Here is a 15528-nt window from a genome sequence, read left to right on the forward strand (position 1 = left end):
CCAGGGCGCGGGTGTGTGAAGCTGGGGTAGTGAACAGCATCCAGATCGCCGACGAGACGTTCGTCGCCGCCGACGGTGCGCGGGTCGGCGCCGCGGTCGCCGATCCGTCGAGCTGGCGCCGGTGGTGGCCGGACCTGCGGCTGCAGGTCGTCGAGGAGCGCGGCGACAAGGGGATCCGCTGGGCGGTCACCGGCGCGCTGACCGGAACCATGGAGATCTGGCTGGAGCCGTCGCTGGACGGGGTGGTGCTGCATTACTTCCTGCACGCCGAACCGTCCGGGGTGGCGGCCTGGCAGTTGGCCAAGCTGAATCTCGCGAAAATGACGCACCGCCGTCGGGTGGCGGGAAAGAAAATGGCCTTCGAGGTCAAGACGACACTGGAACGGTCGCGTCCGGTCGGAGTTTCTCCGGTAGTTTAGCCGGGTCAGGTTTGCGGGGAGAGTACCGTTTCGGACCGGAGGCCCGGGGGTTAGACCCGCACGGTAGTTTCCCCGCCGGCGGCGTCGACCGCTTGCGGGAGAGAGGGCAGCACCAGGTGGCGGAGAAGACGTCGCAGACCATTTACATCGACGCCGACCCGGGCACGGTGATGGGCGTCATCGCGGATATCGATTCCTACCCGCAGTGGATCTCGGAATACCGGGAAGCCGAGGTGCAGGAGACAGACGCCGACGGCTATCCCAAAGTCGCGCGGGTGGTGCTGGACGCCGCCGTGCTCAAGGACACGATGGTCATTTCCTACCAGTGGCCCAAGGACCGGCAGTCGGTCAGTTGGACCCTGGTCTCCAGCTCGCTGCTGCGTTCGCTGGAGGGCACATATCGATTGGCGCCCAAGGGATCTGGCACCGAGGTCACCTACGAGCTCTCGGTTGACCTCGCCGTTCCCATGATCGGTCTGCTCAAGCGCAAGGCCGAGCGCCGGTTGACCGACACCGCGTTGAAGGATCTGAAGAAACGAGTCGAGGGCTGAGTGAGTCCAGCGAATCGCGGGCGCCCACCCCGGCCCGAATCAGCCTCTTCGTTGGCAAGGGCGGGGTAGGAAAGTCCACGCTGGCCTGTGCGACGGCGGTCGGTGCCGCAAGCGCGGGGCAGCGAGTGCTGGTGGTGTCGACCGATCAGGCGCATTCACTCGGCGACGTGCTCGGTGTCCCCGTCCCGCCCAGCCCGGGCGAACTGGTTCGCGTGCTTGCCGATGACGAGCAGGCCGGTGGTGGCTTCCTCGACGCGCTCGCCCTGGACACCCTGGCCCTGCTCGAGCTTCGCTGGCGCGAGGTCGTCGACACGCTGGATCGTCGGTTTCCCGATACCGAGCTGAGTACCATTGCCCCCGAAGAACTTTCGGCGCTGCCGGGTGTTCAGGAAGTGCTCGGGCTGCACGCCGTCGGCGAGCTGGCCGTCTCCGGGCGCTGGGATCGCATCGTCGTCGACTGCGCCTCGACCGCCGACGCGCTGCGGATGTTGACCTTGCCCGCCACCTTCGGGCTCTATGTCGAACGCGCGTGGCCGCGGCATCGGCGGCTGTCCGTCGGCGCCGACGACTCCCGCTCGGCGGCGATGGTGGAGCTGCTGGAGCGCATCGGCGCCAGCGTCGAGACGCTCAACACCCTGCTGACCGACGGCGAATTGGTCGGCGCGCACTTGGTATTGACGCCGGAGCGGGTCGTCGCTGCGGAGGCGGCCAGGACGCTGGGTTCGCTGGCATTGATGGGGGTGCGCGTCGAGGAACTGATCGTCAACCAGGTTCTGACCGAAGACGCATCTTACGAATACCGCAACCTGCCGGAGCACCCCGCGTTTTACTGGTACGCCGAACGCATTTCCGAACAACGTGGTGTTCTCGACGAACTCGACGCCACCATTGGTGAGGTGGCCCTGGTGTTGACTCCGCACCTGTCCGGGGAGCCGATCGGTCCGAAGGCCCTGGGCGAGTTGCTCGACTCCGCGCGTCGTCGCGGCGGGGCGCCGCCGCCGGGGCCATTGCGGCCGACGGTGGACCTGGAATCCGGAACGGGACTTGGTTCCATTTATCGAATGCGGCTAGCGTTGCCGCAACTCGATCCGTCAACGCTGACGCTGGGGCGCGTTGACGACGACCTGATCGTCAGTGCCGGCGGATTGCGGCGCAGGGTTAGGTTGGCGTCCGTGCTCCGGCGCTGCACGGTGCTGGACGCACAATTGCGGGGTAGCGAGCTGACGGTGCGATTTCGACCAGATCCGGAGGTGTGGCCTAAGTGAGTGGGGCTCATTCGGATATCGGTCCCGAGCTGCGCAGGCTCGCCCAGACAATCCTGGACGGAATCGACCCGGCGGTGCGGACGGCGGCCGCGCTGACGGCGGGCCGCGGAGCCGGGACCGGCAAGTGCCAACAGGTGTGGTGCCCGGTGTGCGCGCTGGCCGCGCTGGCGACCGGTGAGCAGCACCCGCTGATCACCGTTATCGCCGACCACAGCATCGCCCTGCTCGAGGTGATCCGGGCCATGCTCGACGACATCAACGGCGCGGAGAGACCACCGCCCGACGGGCCGCCCGGCCACGGCGCCACCGAGGCGGAGCCTCCCGACTCAGCGACCAGGACCCGGTATCAGCCCATTCCCGTCACCGTCGAGGAGTGACCCCGCTGCGTCGAAGGTGGTCCCTTCCGCATGCGGTGGGTACAGTTGGCGCAGAACACCGGCGGGCGGGCGAGAGGGAGGGCCATGTGGTACTGGCTATTCAAGTACGTACTGCTCGGCCCGTTGCTGGCCTTGCTCGGTCGGCCAAAAGTTGAAGGCCTGGAACACATTCCGAGTTCCGGCCCGGCGATCCTGGCCAGTAATCACCTGGCGGTGATGGACAGCTTCTACCTGCCGCTGGTGGTGCGCCGCCGCATCACCTTCCTGGCGAAGGCCGAATACTTCACGGGGACCGGCCTGAAGGGCTGGTTCCAGCGCTGGTTTTTCACCGCCGTGGGCCAGGTGCCGATCGACCGGACCGACGCCGACAGCGCGCAGGCCGCACTGACCACCGCCGAGCGGCTGCTCTCGTCCGGAAAGCTGCTGGGGATGTACCCCGAAGGCACCCGATCGCCGGACGGCCGGCTGTACAAAGGCAAGACCGGTCTGGCGCGGCTGGCCCTGCACACCGGCGTCCCGGTGATCCCGGTGGCGATGATCGGCACCAACGTCGTCAATCCGCCGGGGACGAACATGTTGCGCTTCGGGCGGGTCACCGTTCGCTTCGGCAAGCCGATGGACTTCTCCCGGTTCGAGGGGTTGGCCGGCAACCGCTTCATCGAGCGGGCCGTCATCGACGAGGTGATCTACGAGCTGATGGGGCTCTCCGGCCAGGAGTACGTCGACATCTACGCCGCCAGCGTCAAGGAAAGCCGCAACGGCGATGGATCGACCGGCGAGGCCGCCCGGATCCCGGAAACCGCCGTCGGTTGATCCGCGGGCTCGACTAGCCGGCTGCTGTCACCGGCGTCAATTCTTGCGGCGCCGAATCCGGCGACGGCTTGCGAGTGGTCACCGTCAGACCGGCCGCGACGATGACGGCCAGCGCCCACCACACGTAGGACATCCCGGCGAGCTGACGCCACCAGACCGCCGACGCCTCGTGATGCTTGGGCAGCAGGTCGATCGGCGACCATCTCATCAGCGCCACTCCCGCGGCACCGACCACGGCCAGCGTCACGTTGCGGCGCCGCCAGGCCAGCACGGCGAGCACCACGACCGTCGGCAATCCCCACACCCAGTGGTGTGACCACGAGACCGGGGAGACCATCAACCCGAACAACGCGACGCAGATGACGGCGAGCACGGGCTCGCCGGCCCGCAGCACCCTGCGCATCGCCCACACCGTCAGCGCGAGCACGAGCAGCGAGGCCACCACCCAGAGCAGGAAGCGCTGTTGCTCGCCCAGCCCGAGTCGGGCCAGGGCCCCGGCGAGGTTTTGATCGGTGTTCAGCGCCGCCTCGCCGATCCGATCGGTGTGCGGCAGGGTGTGCGTCCAGTACTCCCACGAGTCACCCCATGCCAGAACGAAACCCACCGCCGTCGTCACCACGAAGGACGCCACGGCCGTGAGTGCGGCCCGGTTGTCGCGACGCAGCAGGAAATAGAGCAGAAACACCGCAGGCGTGAGTTTGAGCGCTATGCCCAGTCCCAGCAGCAGCCCGCGCGGCCACGGTGTGCGGCGCGGCAGGCAGTCGGCGATCACCAGGGTCATCAACACGACGTTGATCTGGCCGAAGGCGAAGTTCGACGTGATGGGTTCCAGCCAGATGGTCGCCGCCAGCGTGATGACGACGGCCAGCCACCAGCGGCGCAACCAGGCCGGGCCGGGCAGCGCCGTCGAGGCGGCCCAGACGTCGAGGCGGGTCAGCACGATCACGGTGGACACCACCAGCAGCACCAACGTCAACGCCGTGATCGCGACGCTGGCGGCGGGCATGTGCAGCCAGGCGAACGGGCAGAACACGATCGCCGCCAGCGGGGGATAGGTGAACGGCAGGTTGAGCCCGATCGGTGTGTGGAACAGCACATCACCGCGGTACAGCGAATGGCCCTGCATCCACGCCTGCGCGCCCATCTGATACACGTCGATATCGATGCGATAGGGAATGTGGCCGAACAGTTGCCAGGCCACATAGCCCAGCCCCGCGGCCGCTAGCAGCCAGAGACCGCACCACAACAGGACCTGCCCGGGGCCACGTTTGCTTGGGTGGCCCACGTCGGGCGCCCGCCATCTACTCATGTCGCACAACAGCGTAATCGGTGCGCGGAGGTGGTACGTCGCTCCGCGCGGCTTCCGGCGGTGTCTACGCCCACAGGCGTACGTTTCAAGAGTGCTCCACTGGTTCGTGCTGCGGGTGACGCGCTGGTTCGCGCACGACATCCTCGAGGGCGGCCGGTTGCCCCTGCTGTGCTGCCTGGTGGCATTCATCCTGACGTTTTTCGTCACGCGGACGTTCGTGCGCTTCATCCGCCACCGCGCCGAGACCGGCCACCCGGCCAGGTGGTGGCACCCGCGCAACGTCCATGTCAGCGGGGTCCACATCCACCACGTGACGTTCGGTGTCGTCCTGGTGCTGCTCTCCGGCCTGACCTTGGTCACCCTGTCCATCGACGGACACGAGCCCGAATTCACTTTGTCGGCAATCTTTTTCGGCATCGGTGCGGCCCTGGTGCTCGACGAGTACGCGTTGATCCTGCACCTGTCCGACGTTTACTGGTCAGAGGATGGGCGCACTTCGGTGGACGCCGTGTTCGCCGCGGTGGGGGTGGCCGGACTCTTGATCATGGGCCTGCATCCGCTGATGTTTTTCCTGCCGATCTGGGAAGGCACCGATTCCTGGCCGCTGCGCGCCGCGGTGGCCGGCGGACTGGTGTTGACGCTGCCCCTGGCGGTGATCGTCGTGCTCAAGGGCAAGGTGTGGACCGGGCTGCTCGGCATGTTCATCGTCGTGCTGCTGGTCATCGGCGCGATCCGATTGTCCCGCCCGCATGCGCCCTGGGCTCGCTGGCGATACACCAACCAACCCGAGAAGATGCGCCGAGCGCTACAACGCGAACGGACGCTGCGCCGCCCGGTGGTGCGGGCCAAGCTGTATCTGCAGTGCGCGATCGCGGGCACGCCCCGCCTGCCCGACGAGCGCGCGGTCGACGCCCAGCTCGACCACGACGTACACCCGGCACCGCCGCCGACGGGGCCCATCCTGATCAGCAGATAGGCTTTCGCCGGTGCGGTACTTCTACGACACCGAGTTCATCGAGGACGGCCGCACCATCGAGTTGATCTCCATCGGGGTGGTCGCCGAGGACGGCCGCGAGTACTACGCCGTGTCAACGGAGTTCGATCCCGAACGCGCCGGCGGCTGGGTGCGCGCCAACGTGCTGCCCAAGCTGCCACCCCCGTCGTCTCAGCTGTGGCGCTCGCGCAGACAGATCCGCTCGGACCTCGAGGATTTCTTCGACGTCCGGGGCGCTGACCCCATCGAACTGTGGGCGTGGATCGGCGCCTACGACCACGTGGCCTTGTGCCAGCTATGGGGCACGATGCCCGAGCTGCCGCGGGCGCTGCCCCGTTTCACCCGGGACTTGCGGCAATTGTGGGAGGACCGGGGCTGCCCGCCCATGCCGCCGCGGTCGCGCGATGCCCACGACGCGTTGGTCGACGCCCGCGACCAGATGCGGCGATACCGGCTGATCATCTCGGCGGAGGGGGACGGCCTCGGGAGCGATCCGAACGCCGGAGTATCGCCCTGAGCCCGCCCGGACGACGTTCGCGCTGATCAGTCACCCTCGCGCCCCGGTTACCATGGACCGATGAACTGGACTGTCGACATCCCGATCGACCAGCTGCCGTCGCTGCCCCCGCTGCCGAACGACCTGCGGGCGCGGCTGGACGCCGCGCTGGCCAAGCCGGCCGCCCAGCAACCCAGCTGGCCGGCCGAACAGGCGGCGGCGATGCGAACGGTCCTCGAGAGCGTGCCGCCGGTGACGGTGCCCTCGGAGATCCTCCGGCTGCAGGAGCAGCTGGCCCAGGTCGCCAAGGGCGAGGCGTTCCTGCTGCAGGGCGGGGACTGCGCGGAGACGTTCACCGACAACACCGAGCCCCACATTCGGGGCAACATCCGCGCCCTGCTGCAGATGGCCGTGGTGCTGACCTACGGCGCCAGCATGCCGGTGGTCAAGGTGGCCCGGATCGCCGGCCAGTACGCCAAGCCACGGTCGGCCGACATCGACGCCCTGGGGTTGCGGTCCTACCGCGGGGACATGATCAACGGCTTCGCCCCGGATGCCGCCGCGCGCGAGCACGACCCGTCGCGGCTGGTGCGCGCGTACGCCAACGCCAGTGCGGCGATGAACCTGGTGCGGGCGCTGACGTCGTCGGGCCTGGCGTCGCTGCACCTGGTCCACGACTGGAACCGGGAGTTCGTCCGGACGTCGCCCGCCGGCGCCCGCTACGAGGCGCTGGCCACCGAAATCGACCGGGGTCTGCGGTTCATGAGCGCCTGCGGCGTGGCCGACCGCAACCTGCAGACCGCCGAAATCTATGCCAGCCATGAGGCTTTGGTGCTCGACTACGAGCGGGCCATGCTGCGGCTGTCGGCGAGCGAGGACGGGGAGCCGCAGCTATTCGACCTGTCGGCACACACCGTCTGGATCGGCGAGCGGACGCGCCAGCTCGACGGCGCGCACATCGCGTTCGCGGAGGTGATCGCCAACCCGATCGGCGTGAAGATCGGTCCGACGATGACCCCGGAACTGGCCGTCGAATACGTGGAACGGCTTGACCCGCACAACAAGCCGGGCCGGTTGACGTTGGTGAGCCGGATGGGCAACAACAAGGTGCGCGATCTGCTGCCGCCCATCGTCGAGAAGGTCCAGGCGACCGGTCACCAGGTGATCTGGCAGTGCGACCCCATGCACGGCAACACCCACGAGTCGTCCAACGGATACAAGACCCGGCACTTCGACCGCGTCGTCGACGAGGTGCAGGGTTTCTTCGAGGTGCACCGCGCGCTGGGCACGCACCCGGGCGGCATCCACGTCGAGATCACCGGCGAAGACGTCACGGAATGCCTGGGTGGGGCGCAAGACATTTCGGATCTGGACTTGGCGGGGCGCTACGAGACGGCATGCGACCCGCGGCTGAACACCCAGCAGTCGCTGGAGTTGGCCTTCCTGGTCGCCGAGATGCTGCGCGACTAGCCCGCTATCAGCCCGTTCAGGTTGGTCCCGATCGTCCACGCCGCGGTGGCAACCAGACCGGTCAGCGCCAGCACCAGCGCCACCCAGATCAGCACCATGCGCCGGCCGTGCTGTCGGGCGTATGCGAATTCGCTGATCGGAATGCCGGCGAATTCCCCTGTGACGGGCTGGTATTCGTAGTCGTCGGGCTCGTCATCGGATTGCGGCGGGCGCTGCGGCTCGGACCAGTCCTCGGGGCCGCGGGTCAATTGGCGGGTGGGGTGGCGGACCGGTGCGGCGGCGGGCGGCGCGGCGGTGTCCGGGCGCTGGCTCATTCGGCTGTGCTGGGCCGCGGACCGGTGCTGCGCGGAGTTGCGCGGTGCCGGGACCCGAAAATCCGGCAGCGCAAGTTCTTCGGTGATCGCGTCGAGCTCGGCGCCCATCTCGATCGCGTCGGCGTACCGGTCGCCCGGGTCGCGCGCGGTCGCGCGCCGCACGAACTCGTCGAACTCCGGGGGTACACCGTCGATCGCGGCACTGGGCGCCGGCACATCGGTGTCCAGCCGTTGGTAGGCGATCGACAACGCGGAGTCACCGGTGAACGGGGTGCTCCCGGTCAGCAGCTCGTAGGTGAGAATCCCGGCGGAGTACACGTCGCTGCGGGGACTGGCGTCGCCGTGGCGCACCTGCTCGGGAGACAGGTAGGCCGCGGTTCCCAAAATCACGCTCGTGGAGGTGATTCCAGCGGCCGCGACGGCACGGACCAAACCGAAATCGGCGATCTTCACGTCGCCGTCGTCGGAGATCAGCACGTTCTCGGGCTTGACGTCGCGATGAATCAGACCGGCCCGGTGCGCGGCGGCGAGGCCGCCCAACACCGGGCGCAGCACCGCGGCCACGGCATAGGGCGGCATCGGCCCGCGCTCGGCCAGCAGCTCGCGCAGCGTGCCGCCCTCGATGAGCTCCATCACCAAGAAGGGGTGCCGGGCGTCCAAGCCCTGGTCGTATACCGCGACCAGGCCGGGGTCCTTCAGCCGTGCGACCGTGCGGGCCTCGCGCTGAAACCGGGTCAGAAACTGGTCGTCGCCGGCGTAGCGGGAATCCATCACCTTCACCGCGACCGGGCGGTCGAGCCGCGTGTCGAGGCCGCGGTACACCGTCGACGTGCCGCCGCTGGCGATCTTGGACTGCACCAGGTAGCGGCCATCCAGCAAGACGCTGTCCAAGGGGTCTCGCGTCCCGGGTCCGGCCACGGGGCCATCGTAGGGGTGAGGGTGCGATTGGGCGTCAGAACACGGGTTGAATCCGCGTGCCAAGGCCTACACTTGCGCGGGTGAGCAGTGTTCCTGCCGGCGACGATGTTCTGGATCCCGACGAGCCCACCTACGACCTTCCGCGGGTCGCCGAATTGCTCCGGATTTCGGTCAGCAAGGTCCAGCAGCAACTTCGGGAAGGTCACCTGGTTGCGGTGAAGCGCGAGGGCGGCCTGGTGGTGCCGCAGGTGTTCTTCACCAAGTCCGGTGAGGTGGTCAAGAGCCTGCCGGGACTGTTGACGATCCTGCACGACGGCGGCTACCACGACACCGAGATCGTGCGGTGGTTGTTCACCCCCGATCCGTCGCTGACGATCACGCACGACGGCAGCCGGGATGCCATCAGCAACGCCCGCCCCGTCGACGCCCTGCACGCGCACCAGGCTCGGGAAGTCGTGCGTCGGGCACAGGCGATGGCTTGCTGAGGGCTTACTGAGCGACAGCTTCCTCGGTTATGCCGGCCCGCTCGTCGGGGGCACGGTAGAGCCTGTACCAGGCGATCAGCGCGCAAGCGGTGGCCAGCGAGAAATGCAGCCACGAGTACATCCCATGCGAGCCATCGGGTTTGAAGATCACCATCACCCACGTCGACAGCCCGGCGATGATCGCGACGGCCCGCCGGGACTGCGCCAGCGGGGCCACCACCGCCAGCGGCCAGGAGTAGTACCACGGCAGCGCCGCGGGGACGAAGAGCACCACCACCAGCATCGAGTACGCGATGCCGGTGAGGGCGGCCCTGTCGTCGCGCCGGAACCGCCACCACAGCAGGGGCAGCGACACCGCGATGATCGCGATCCCGATGAAGCGGGTGATGCGCAGCAAGGGGTAGAAGTGCACCGCAAAGAAGCCGCTGAACACGGCGTGAATGATGTTGGCGGCCGCGGTCGGCACGGTCAGCCAGTTGATGATCTTCACGGACCCGGCCAGTGCGGTCAGCCACCCCAGGCCCACCCCCGCCACCGCCGACAGGATGCCGAACACGACGGCGAAGACCAGCAGTGATGTCGCGGTGGCCGCCGCGAACGCCCAGGCCGGGCTGTACCCGCGGCGGTCGCGCAGATGCCGCGTCCACACCCACACCATGAACGGCAGGGCGATCCCGGCCGTGGCCTTGACCGCGATCGCCACGGTGATCAGCGAAGTGCCGAGGACGTGGCGGCCGGCGAAGCTCAGCGCGATGCCGGCGGCCATCAGTCCCACCATCAGCATCTCGTTGTGCACCCCCCCCATCAGATGGATGAGCACGAGCGGGTTGAGAACACAGATCCACAAGGCCGTCGAGCCGTCGGCGCCCAGGTGGCGGGCCAATCGCGGGGTGGCCCAGATCAGCAGGGCCAGCCCCGGCAGCATGCACAGCCGCAGCAGTGCCGTTCCGGCCACCACGTTGTTCCCGACGAGCATCGTGACGAGTTTGGCCACCAGAATGAACGCCGGGCCATAGGGGGCGGTGGTGATCGTCCAGATGGGACTTACGTTGTCCAGCAGGTTATTCGGGTTGGCGACCGGTCCGACGGCGTAGGGATCCAGGCCATCGCGCAGCAGGGCACCCTGGGCGAGATACGAATAGGTGTCCCGGCTGAAGACGGGCACCGAAAGCAGCAGCGGCGCCAGCCAGAAGCCGGTGGTGACCTTCATCATGAACTCGGTCATTTCACCGGCCAGCACGCGCCGGCCCAGCCCCAGCCATGCGATCAGCATGAGGCCCACGCCCATCCACAACACCACCGACGACAACACCAGGCCGTGGCCAAAACGCAGCCACGACATGTGGATTGACTCCAGCAGCGGGTCGTGTTGCCGGGTGCTGCCCGCACCCAGGCCGCCCACGGTGATCAGGACCGAACCGAGCATCCCCAGCTTCGCCGGCCGGGACTGCGCGGCGGTGGTGAATGCGCGCAGCCGCGAAAGCCATCCGCCGCCAGGCGGTTCCGTTGCCGGCGTGTCGGACGGCGGGGTGTGCGTCGGCGTCGTCATCGGCTCAGGCGGACCGGTCGGTGGCCATTCTGGCCAGCTCGGACAATCCGGACTTGGCCGCCGCGTTGATGGGCGCGGCCGCCAGCGCGGCCAGCGCCCGTTGCGTCAGCTCGGCGATGCGTCGCTCGGCCGCGGCCAGGGCGCCCACCGACTCGATGACCTCCCGCAGCCGGTCCACCTCGGCGTCGGTCAGCTGCGCCCCGATCGAGTCGCGTAACAGGTTGGCCGCCAACGAATCCGACCTGTCCGCCAACTCCAGCGCCTCGGCCAGCAGCACGGTGCGCTTGCCCGACCGCAAGTCGTCACCCGACGGTTTGCCGGTTACCGCCGGGTCCCCGAACACGCCCAGCACGTCGTCACGCAGTTGGAACGCCACCCCGAGGTCCGTCCCGAACCGGCCGAAGACGTCCTGCACGTCGGGCCGATCGGCGGCCGCGGCCGCCCCCAACTGCAGCGGTCGCGACACGGTGTAACAGGCCGTCTTATACGTGTCGACGTTCATCGCCGACGCGATCGATTCGGCGGCGCTGGCCTCGGCGACGATGTCCAGGTACTGACCCCCCAGCACCTCGGTGCGGATCTCGGCCCACACGCGCTGGACGCGCCGCGCGGCCTCCGGTGACAGGTCAACGCGAAATACGATGTCGTCGGCCCAGGACAGCGCGAGGTCCCCGAGCAGGACGGCGGCCGACATGCCGAACCTTTCCGAAGAGCCCCGCCACCGCCGATTGCGGTGCAGTTCCGCGAACTGGACATGAGCGGTCGGCCGGCCGCGGCGGGTGGAGGAGTCGTCGATCACATCGTCATGGACCAGCGCGCAGGCGTGCAGCAGCTCCAGCGCGGAAAACAGCAGCAGCGCTTCGGAATCGGGTTCCCCGGTCGCTACGGCGCGCCAGCCCCAGTAGGCGAAGGCGGGCCGCAGCCGCTTGCCCCCGTTGAGCACGAAGGCTTCGAGCGCGGCGACGAGGTCTTCGTAGTCGCCGCCGATGTGGGCGGTGTCGACGCGCCGGTCGTGCAAATACTGCCGCAGTCGATCGGTGATGGCGCCGGTCAACCCGACGGTTGCCGCTGCTTCTGAAGCTTTCAGGCTCAGCGCGGCGCCCCTTTCTCCCTCGACGTGTCTGCGTGTGGCAGGCCCGACCAGTGTATTCGGCGCGGCATCGGGGATCGTTTCAACCTGGCGTGGGTGGGGGTCCGCGGTTGCTTCGACTGGCTCACTATTCCCCCGAAAGCGGGTGGTACCCCCACGCCTATGCTGGCTGGGGTGTCGGGGCCGCCCGCTGGTGTGCGGCCGGGGGATGCCCCAAATTCGTCGGGATGGAGAGAAGCCGCGTGACACTCAACACCATTGCGCTCGAGCTGGTGCCGCCCAACGCCGATGAAGGCCGGGATCGGGCACTCGAAGACGCGCGAAAGGTGGTGCAGTACTCGGCCGAATCCGGTCTGGACGGCCGGCTCCGGCACGTGATGATCCCGGGCATCATCGCCGAGGACGACGACCGTCCCATCACGATGAAACCCAAGCTGGATGTGCTGGACTTCTGGTCGATCGTCAAGCCCGAGCTGCCGGGAATCCACGGCCTGTGCACCCAGGTCACCGCCTTCTCCGACGAGCCGACGTTGCGGCGGCGGTTGACCGATCTGCGCGCGGCCGGGATGGAGGGCGTGGTCTTCGTCGGCGTCCCGCGCACCATGAACGACGGGGAGGGCTCCGGCGTCGCGCCCACCGATGCCCTGTCGATCTATCGCGAGCTGGTGCCCAACCGCGGCGTGATCCTGATTCCCACCCGCGAAGGGGAGCACGGCCGGTTCAACTTCAAGTGCGACCAGGGCGCGACCTACGGCATGACCCAGCTGTTGTACTCCGACGCGATCGTGGGATTCCTGCGCGATTTCGCCAAGAACACCGATCACCGGCCGGAGATCCTGCTGTCGTTCGGCTTCGTCCCGAAGATGGAGAGCCGGGTCGGCCTGATCAACTGGCTGATTCAGGACCCGGGCAACCGGGTGGTCGCCGACGAGCAGGAGTTCGTCAAGCGGTTGGCCGGCAGCGAACCGCCCCGGAAGCGCCAGCTCATGGTCGACCTATACAAGCGCGTTATTGACGGGGTGGCCGAGCTGGGCTTCCCGCTGAGCATCCACCTCGAGGCGACCTACGGGGTGTCGGGGCCCGCCTTCCAGACGTTCGCGGAGATGCTGGCGTACTGGACACCGGCCCAGCGGGTCTAGCTCGGCGGCTGGTCGCGCGGCGCCGTGACCCGCGGCGAACGGTCGCGGTTCATCCAGGCCAGCAGCGCGACCACGCCGGCCGCCGCGAAAGACGCGATGCCCAGCCACACGCCCGCCCCGGTCAGGGACCGCGTGTTCGGGTCGGTGTAACGGGCCTGGGCGGTCATGGTGCTCACCACGCCCGGTTTGAGCTTCCAGGAGACCACCGTGGATTCGACCCGGTCGCCGTTGGTGGAGGTGACCACGCCCGGGAAGGCGACGGTCAGTTCGACGTCGGCTTCGGGATCGGTCAGGGAGGTCAGGTCCGCGCGGCCCTCGAGGATCACCAGGTTGCCGTTCCGGCGCAGCGTGAGGTTCACGCCCTGCGCGTCGGAATTCATGTTGGCCAGCTGCGGCAACTCGGCGAAGGTCAGGTCGGAGAACACCGCTTGCGACCCCACGTAACCGTCGCTGTCGTAGTTCGACACCGCCACCTTCTGGCTGAACGGCAGGTTGTTGCTGTCGAGCTGGGGCCCGGTGTCCTTGGGCGTCTTGGGTTTCGCGGCGGCGACGATCTCGCCGGACACCAGGTCATCGGGTGAGATGGTGAGCGACGCCCTGACCCGCAGGCACCCCGTGGCCAGCGGAACCAGCATGAGCAGCATCGCGATGGCCACTAACCGGCGCCGCCGAGCGGTGAATCCACGGGTTCGGGGCGGGGCATGGCTGGCGCGCACCAGGTCATCGTGCCAGATCCGGCGTGTCGCTTTCGCGCGTTCGGCCGGGCGCGCCCTCGAGCCGGCTGTCACAGCGGCAGCTTGCGGCCCAGGATCGCGAATGCCCGTGGGTCCCCTGCGAAGTGGTAGCCGCGGATGACGTCGGTGAAGCCCAGCCGTCGGTACAACCGCCAGGCCCGGTTCGGCTCACCGTTGGTCTCCGGCGTGGACAGCAGGACATTCTCTTCGGCCCGGCCGGCCAGGAGCCGCCGGGCCATCGCCTCGCCGAGGCCGCGACCCTGCGCGCGGGGATGGATGTGCAGCTCGGTCAGCTCGAAGTAGCTGTTCATCAGGCCGGCGATCTGCTGGGGCGGCAGACCACCGCGTTGCAGGCCGAGGACGACTTGCTGCTGCCACCACTGCCCGGGCGCCCCGGGGTAGCCGTACGCCACGCCGAGCAACGGCGCATTGCTCAGTTCGGCCGCCGGGGGGGTCGGGGCGTCCGCGTCGTCGCCCAGCTCGGCATCCACCACGCCCACCCCTTGCCACCCGCGCCGGCGGATGTGCTCGAGCCACATGGCCGCGCGCTGGTTTTCCGTGCCGCGCGGGTACCGCATCGCGTCGACGTACACCTTCAGCGCCTCACCGAGGCGGCGCTCCATATCGGTGGGCGGCAGATCGATGAGGAATATCGCCAAGTTGCGGTGTCCTCCTCATCCTGTGCTCCGGCGCTTCGCCTTCGCGTGGCCGCGCGGCCCGGGCCGTCATCGCCATTATCGGACCAGGGGGAGGTTGTTCGGCGAGCGGCCGTGGCAACGAACCCACGAACGTCCCGGGGTGGGGAAGCCGGTTGTAGCGCACGGCCGTTCCGGTTCCTATGGGTGGCAACCACCGGCCAGGATAGAATCGCCACCGAACCAGTGGTAAGGCGCACATTGACCTCGTATCATTTCAATTAGTTGCCCCCACAACGGGCATACGCGTGCTATCGATGGTTACGCGTCAACTGTCGGCAAGGAGGGACGAATGCCACTCTCCGATCATGAGCAGCGGATGCTCGATCAGATCGAGAGCGCTCTCTACGCCGAAGACCCCAAATTCGCGTCGAGCGTCCGCGGCGGAGGATTCCGTGCACCCACCGCGCGCCGCCGCCTGCAGGGCGCGGCGTTGTTCGTCATCGGCCTGGCGATGCTGGTTTCGGGCGTGGCGTTCAAGGCCACCATGATCGGAAACTTCCCGATTCTCAGTGTCTTCGGGTTCATCGTGATGTTCGGCGGCGTGGTATTCGCCATCACCGGCCCGCGGTTGTCCGGCCGGCCCGACCACCCCGGATCGGCGCCAGGGTCGCTCCGCCAACGGCGTAACAAGGGCGGTGGTGGCTCGTTCACCAGTCGGATGGAAGACCGGTTCCGCCGCCGCTTCGACGACTAGCGGCGGCGCCGACGCATAAGGGGTAGCCATCGGCTGCCCCTTTTCTTCTGCCCATTTCTGCTGCCCCGCACCGGCCGCGGCGCCATGGTCACAGACGCCCCCGGGCTGACCGGTGATCGGCGGGCCGTCGATGCCGTTTTGACGCCGGATCGAGCCCTAACCGAGCTTCGGCGCAGGACGTGAGCCCCACCGGCCCCCACACCTGTCTCTTAT

General features: G+C 68.1%; 17 protein-coding genes. 11 read left to right on the forward strand and 6 right to left on the reverse strand.

From position 1 onward, the window contains the following. Positions 1 to 29 precede the first annotated feature (29 nt). The 5 genes from A5756_RS03290 (at position 30) to A5756_RS03310 (ending at position 3425) form a co-directional block, all read left to right on the forward strand. Complete coding sequence (locus A5756_RS03290; RefSeq protein WP_066946969.1) at positions 30 to 419, forward strand: polyketide cyclase / dehydrase and lipid transport; 390 nt, start codon at positions 30 to 32, stop codon at positions 417 to 419. A gap of 116 nt (positions 420 to 535) precedes the next feature. Further along, positions 536 to 970, forward strand: coding sequence for an SRPBCC family protein (locus A5756_RS03295; RefSeq protein ID WP_066946972.1), 435 nt, complete (start codon positions 536 to 538; stop codon positions 968 to 970). Beyond that, on the forward strand, positions 967 to 2235 hold the full coding sequence (locus A5756_RS03300; protein WP_197505342.1) for an ArsA family ATPase: 1269 nt from the start codon (positions 967 to 969) through the stop codon (positions 2233 to 2235). Before A5756_RS03295 ends, A5756_RS03300 begins: the two co-directional genes overlap by 4 nt. After that, entirely contained in the window at positions 2232 to 2612 is a 381-nt protein-coding gene (locus tag A5756_RS03305) for a hypothetical protein (protein ID WP_066946982.1), read from the forward strand. Before A5756_RS03300 ends, A5756_RS03305 begins: the two co-directional genes overlap by 4 nt. An 84-nt stretch (positions 2613 to 2696) precedes the next feature. Continuing rightward, positions 2697 to 3425, forward strand: a complete 729-nt coding sequence (locus A5756_RS03310; protein ID WP_066946986.1) for a 1-acyl-sn-glycerol-3-phosphate acyltransferase — start codon at positions 2697 to 2699, stop codon at positions 3423 to 3425. A gap of 13 nt (positions 3426 to 3438) precedes the next feature. On the opposite strand, the gene A5756_RS03315 is transcribed toward A5756_RS03310, so the two are convergent. Further along, positions 3439 to 4734 carry a glycosyltransferase 87 family protein gene (locus tag A5756_RS03315; protein WP_066946989.1) on the reverse strand — a complete coding sequence of 432 codons (1296 nt, stop codon included), beginning with the start codon at positions 4732 to 4734 and terminating at the stop codon, positions 3439 to 3441. 109 nt (positions 4735 to 4843) lie between these two features. Here A5756_RS03315 and A5756_RS03320 point away from each other — a divergent pair, with 109 nt between their 5' ends. From A5756_RS03320 to A5756_RS03330, 3 genes are read left to right on the forward strand one after another with little or no spacing between them, the layout of a single operon-like run. Continuing rightward, positions 4844 to 5710, forward strand: a complete 867-nt coding sequence (locus A5756_RS03320; RefSeq protein ID WP_197505343.1) for a hypothetical protein — start codon at positions 4844 to 4846, stop codon at positions 5708 to 5710. Positions 5711 to 5720: 10 nt separating this feature from the next. Continuing rightward, entirely contained in the window at positions 5721 to 6245 is a 525-nt protein-coding gene (locus A5756_RS03325) for a polyadenylate-specific 3'-exoribonuclease AS (protein WP_066946996.1), read from the forward strand. A gap of 60 nt (positions 6246 to 6305) precedes the next feature. Next, positions 6306 to 7694, forward strand: a complete 1389-nt coding sequence (locus tag A5756_RS03330; RefSeq protein ID WP_066947001.1) for a class II 3-deoxy-7-phosphoheptulonate synthase — start codon at positions 6306 to 6308, stop codon at positions 7692 to 7694. On the opposite strand, the gene A5756_RS03335 is transcribed toward A5756_RS03330, so the two are convergent. Continuing rightward, positions 7691 to 8926, reverse strand: coding sequence for a protein kinase (locus A5756_RS03335; protein ID WP_197505340.1), 1236 nt, complete (start codon positions 8924 to 8926; stop codon positions 7691 to 7693). The genes A5756_RS03330 and A5756_RS03335 overlap by 4 nt on opposite strands. Positions 8927 to 9006: 80 nt before the next feature. Here A5756_RS03335 and A5756_RS03340 point away from each other — a divergent pair, with 80 nt between their 5' ends. Continuing rightward, positions 9007 to 9411: an Rv2175c family DNA-binding protein gene (locus tag A5756_RS03340; RefSeq protein WP_066947011.1), complete on the forward strand. Its 405-nt coding sequence runs from the start codon at positions 9007 to 9009 to the stop codon at positions 9409 to 9411. Between the two features lie 4 nt (positions 9412 to 9415). On the opposite strand, the gene A5756_RS03345 is transcribed toward A5756_RS03340, so the two are convergent. Next, entirely contained in the window at positions 9416 to 10960 is a 1545-nt protein-coding gene (locus tag A5756_RS03345) for an alpha-(1->6)-mannopyranosyltransferase A (protein WP_066947015.1), read from the reverse strand. 4 nt (positions 10961 to 10964) lie between these two features. Beyond that, positions 10965 to 12014 (reverse strand): bifunctional (2E,6E)-farnesyl/geranyl diphosphate synthase, encoded by a 1050-nt coding sequence (idsA2, locus tag A5756_RS03350; RefSeq protein WP_066947019.1) that lies wholly within the window; start codon positions 12012 to 12014, stop codon positions 10965 to 10967. A 278-nt stretch (positions 12015 to 12292) separates the two neighbouring features. Here idsA2 and A5756_RS03355 point away from each other — a divergent pair, with 278 nt between their 5' ends. Then, the gene (locus A5756_RS03355; protein ID WP_066947022.1) at positions 12293 to 13189 is read left to right on the forward strand and encodes a mycobacterial-type methylenetetrahydrofolate reductase; all 897 of its coding nucleotides are present in this window, start codon (positions 12293 to 12295) and stop codon (positions 13187 to 13189) included. Here A5756_RS03355 and A5756_RS03360 read toward each other — a convergent pair. Both A5756_RS03360 and A5756_RS03365 read right to left on the reverse strand, forming a co-directional pair. Beyond that, positions 13186 to 13833, reverse strand: a complete 648-nt coding sequence (locus A5756_RS03360) for a DUF3153 domain-containing protein (RefSeq protein WP_066947041.1) — start codon at positions 13831 to 13833, stop codon at positions 13186 to 13188. The genes A5756_RS03355 and A5756_RS03360 overlap by 4 nt on opposite strands. 140 nt (positions 13834 to 13973) lie before the next feature. Then, on the reverse strand, positions 13974 to 14582 hold the full coding sequence (locus tag A5756_RS03365; RefSeq protein ID WP_066947025.1) for an N-acetyltransferase: 609 nt from the start codon (positions 14580 to 14582) through the stop codon (positions 13974 to 13976). A 328-nt stretch (positions 14583 to 14910) separates the two neighbouring features. Here A5756_RS03365 and A5756_RS03370 point away from each other — a divergent pair, with 328 nt between their 5' ends. Beyond that, positions 14911 to 15315: a DUF3040 domain-containing protein gene (locus tag A5756_RS03370; RefSeq protein WP_066947030.1), complete on the forward strand. Its 405-nt coding sequence runs from the start codon at positions 14911 to 14913 to the stop codon at positions 15313 to 15315. Positions 15316 to 15528 lie beyond the last annotated feature (213 nt).

Source organism: Mycobacterium sp. 852002-53434_SCH5985345 (assembly GCF_001667155.1).
GTDB lineage: Bacteria > Actinomycetota > Actinomycetes > Mycobacteriales > Mycobacteriaceae > Mycobacterium.

Excerpts from the sequence above, each read along its gene's own strand:
- A5756_RS03360 (WP_066947041.1), bottom strand. The coding sequence starts at position 13,833 with ATGCTGCTCATGCTGGTTCCGCTGGCCACGGGGTGCCTGCGGGTCAGG.
- A5756_RS03315 (WP_066946989.1), bottom strand. The coding sequence starts at position 4,734 with ATGAGTAGATGGCGGGCGCCCGACGTGGGCCACCCAAGCAAACGTGGC.
- A5756_RS03345 (WP_066947015.1), bottom strand. The coding sequence starts at position 10,960 with ATGACGACGCCGACGCACACCCCGCCGTCCGACACGCCGGCAACGGAA.
- A5756_RS03330 (WP_066947001.1), top strand. The coding sequence starts at position 6,306 with ATGAACTGGACTGTCGACATCCCGATCGACCAGCTGCCGTCGCTGCCC.
- A5756_RS03310 (WP_066946986.1), top strand. The coding sequence starts at position 2,697 with ATGTGGTACTGGCTATTCAAGTACGTACTGCTCGGCCCGTTGCTGGCC.
- A5756_RS03370 (WP_066947030.1), top strand. The coding sequence starts at position 14,911 with ATGCCACTCTCCGATCATGAGCAGCGGATGCTCGATCAGATCGAGAGC.